The 3,281-nt window shown below is 71.2% G+C and carries 2 protein-coding genes; both read right to left on the reverse strand.

What is annotated here, in order from left to right; translation table 11 throughout:
* Positions 1 to 55 precede the first annotated feature (55 nt).
* The gene (locus tag ACRYR7_RS24905) at positions 56 to 2,560 is read right to left on the reverse strand and encodes an ATP-dependent Clp protease ATP-binding subunit (protein WP_432575038.1); all 2,505 of its coding nucleotides are present in this window, start codon (positions 2,558 to 2,560) and stop codon (positions 56 to 58) included.
* 285 nt (positions 2,561 to 2,845) lie between these two features.
* The gene (locus ACRYR7_RS24910; protein ID WP_432575040.1) at positions 2,846 to 3,166 is read right to left on the reverse strand and encodes an L-rhamnose mutarotase; all 321 of its coding nucleotides are present in this window, start codon (positions 3,164 to 3,166) and stop codon (positions 2,846 to 2,848) included.
* Positions 3,167 to 3,281: the final 115 nt, after the last annotated feature.

Genomic DNA, 3,281 nt, shown 5'->3' on the forward strand with positions numbered 1-3,281 from the left:
CGGCACCCCCGCGGGGGTGCCGGGCCGTCGCGGTGGACCCGGAGGGGTCAGGCGGTCACTGGCCGTCGGCGGACTTGCCGAGCGACAGGGTGACCGGGACGTCCTCCTTGGTCGTGCCCTCGAAGGTGAACTTCTGCTCCGCGCCCTCGCCCTCGGTGTCGACCGAGACGATCTGGCCGGGGCGCAGCTCGCCGAAGAGGATCTTCTCGGACAGCACGTCCTCGATGTCCCGCTGGATCGTGCGGCGCAGCGGCCGCGCGCCCAGGACCGGGTCGTAGCCCTTGGTCGCCAGCAGCACCTTCGCGGACGGGGTGAGCTCGATGCCCATGTCCCGGTCCTTGAGGCGGTCGTCGACCCGCTTGATGAAGAGGTCGACGATCTGGACGATCTCCTCCTGCGTCAGCTGCGGGAAGACGACGATGTCGTCGACGCGGTTGAGGAACTCCGGCCGGAAGTGCTGCTTGAGCTCGTCGTTGACCTTCGACTTCATCCGGTCGTAGTTGGTCTGCGTGGTCTGGCTGCCGGCGGCGAAGCCGGTGCCCACGCCCTTGGAGATGTCGCGCGTCCCCAGGTTGGTCGTCATGATGATCACGGTGTTCTTGAAGTCCACCTGGCGGCCCTGCGAGTCGGTCAGGCGACCGTCCTCGAGGATCTGCAGCAGCGAGTTGAAGATGTCCGGGTGAGCCTTCTCCACCTCGTCGAAGAGGACGACGGAGAACGGCTTGCGGCGCACCTTCTCGGTGAGCTGGCCACCCTCCTCGTACCCGACGTAGCCGGGCGGGGAGCCGAACAGCCGCGAGACGGTGTGCTTCTCGGAGAACTCGCTCATGTCGAGCTGGATGAGCGCGTCCTCCTCGCCGAAGAGGAACTCCGCCAGCGCCTTGGCCAGCTCGGTCTTCCCGACGCCGGTGGGGCCGGCGAAGATGAAGGAGCCGCCGGGGCGCTTGGGGTCCTTCAGACCCGCGCGCGTGCGCCGGATGGCCTGCGACAGGGCCCTGATGGCGTCGTTCTGGCCGATGACGCGCTTGTGGAGCTCCGCCTCCATGTTGAGCAGGCGGGAGGACTCCTCCTCGGTGAGGCGCACGACCGGGATGCCGGTGGCCGTGGCCAGGACCTCCGCGATCAGCTCCTCGTCGACCTCGGCGATGACGTCCATGTCGCCGGACTTCCACTGCTTCTCGCGCTCGCCCTTCTGCGCCAGGAGCTTCTTCTCCTTGTCGCGCAGCGAGGCCGCCTTCTCGAAGTCCTGCGCGTCGATCGCGGACTCCTTCTCGCGGCGCACGTCGGCGATGCGCTCGTCGAACTCGCGCAGGTCCGGCGGAGCGGTCATGCGGCGGATGCGCAGGCGCGCGCCGGCCTCGTCGATCAGGTCGATCGCCTTGTCGGGCAGGTAGCGGTCGTTGACGTAGCGGTCGGCCAGCGTCGCGGCCGCCACCAGCGCGGCGTCGGTGATGGAGACGCGGTGGTGCGCCTCGTACCGGTCGCGCAGGCCCTTGAGGATCTCGATGGCGTGCGCCAGGGTCGGCTCGGGCACCTGGATGGGCTGGAAGCGCCGCTCCAGGGCCGGGTCCTTCTCGATGTGCTTGCGGAACTCGTCGAGGGTGGTGGCCCCGATGGTCTGCAGCTCGCCGCGGGCCAGCATCGGCTTGAGGATGCTGGCGGCGTCGATGGCGCCCTCGGCGGCACCCGCACCCACGAGGGTGTGGATCTCGTCGATGAACAGGATGATGTCGCCGCGGGTGCGGATCTCCTTGAGGACCTTGCGCAGCCGCTCCTCGAAGTCGCCGCGGTAGCGGGAGCCCGCCACCAGCGCGCCGAGGTCCAGCGTGTAGATCTGCTTGTCCTTGAGGGTCTCGGGCACCTCGCCGCGCACGACGGACTGGGCCAGGCCCTCGACGACGGCGGTCTTGCCGACGCCGGGCTCGCCGATGAGGATCGGGTTGTTCTTGGTGCGCCGCGAGAGGACCTGCATGACGCGCTCGATCTGCGGGTCGCGGCCGATGACCGGGTCCAGCTTGCCCTCGCGGGCGGCCTGGGTGAGGTTGCGGCCGAACTGGTCGAGCACGAGGGAGCCCGAGGGGGTGCCCTCCTGCGGGCCGCCGGAGGTCGCCGGCTCCTTGCCCTGGTAGCCGGACAGCAGCTGGATGACCTGCTGGCGGACGCGGTTGAGGTCGGCGCCGAGCTTGACGAGCACCTGGGCCGCCACGCCCTCGCCCTCGCGGATGAGGCCGAGCAGGATGTGCTCGGTCCCGATGTAGTTGTGCCCGAGCTGCAGCGCCTCGCGCAGCGACAGCTCCAGGACCTTCTTGGCGCGGGGGGTGAAGGGGATGTGACCGGACGGGGCCTGCTGGCCCTGGCCGATGATCTCCTGGACCTGCTCGCGGACCGCGTCCAGGGAGATGCCCAGCGACTCGAGGGCCTTGGCGGCGACGCCTTCGCCCTCGTGGATCAGGCCGAGCAGGATGTGCTCGGTCCCGATGTAGTTGTGGTTGAGCATCCGGGCCTCTTCTTGGGCCAGGACGACGACCCGTCGGGCGCGGTCGGTGAACCTCTCGAACATGCGGCGCTCCTCGCGGGTGGTCGGGTCCCTGGGAGCACTTCCCCCACGGACCATTCCGATGCTAGTCCCGGGCCCCGACACCTTCACGCCGTCCGCGTCGCCGCGGCGCACCGTGACGGTCTCGTGACCCCGTCTACTGGACCAACCTGCGCCCCCCGGGGGGTGTTCCGCCACGTCGTTCGCTGGCGGCGTAGCCCGGCGCGGCCCCGGGCGGGGCCCCCGCGGGCCCTCCCGGCCCCCTCCGCGGGCCCGCCGCCGGCCCTCCGCGGGGCCGCCGGGCGGGCGTCAGGCCAGGTGGAAGTACTCCTCCAGGCGCTCCATGGCGCGGTCCGGGTGCTCGCCGGAGGCGAAGAAGCGGGCCATGGTGGCCTGCCAGCGGCCGTTGACGTCCTCGCGGTCCATGGCGGCCACGGCCGCGTCGAAGTCGTCGGCCACGCAGTAGCCCACGACCAGGCCGTCCCCGCGGCGCACGAAGAGCGAGTAGTCGCGCCAGCCGGCGCGGCTGAGGGCCTCGAGCATCTCGGGCCACACGTGCTCGTGGGCCGCGAGGTACTCGTCCACCAGCTCCGGGCGCAGGTGCATGAGGAAGCAGGCTCTCTCGGCCACCGCAGGTCCACCTCTCCGTCGGGTCCGCCGTGATCCAACCAGGCCCGCCGCGGCGGCGGCGGGCGGGGTGCGGGCGCCCCTAGCGGCGCGCGCCGGCGGCCGCGGCGGGCGGCCC

The organism is Kineococcus gurbantunggutensis (assembly GCF_050871925.1).
Taxonomy (GTDB): domain Bacteria; phylum Actinomycetota; class Actinomycetes; order Actinomycetales; family Kineococcaceae; genus Kineococcus.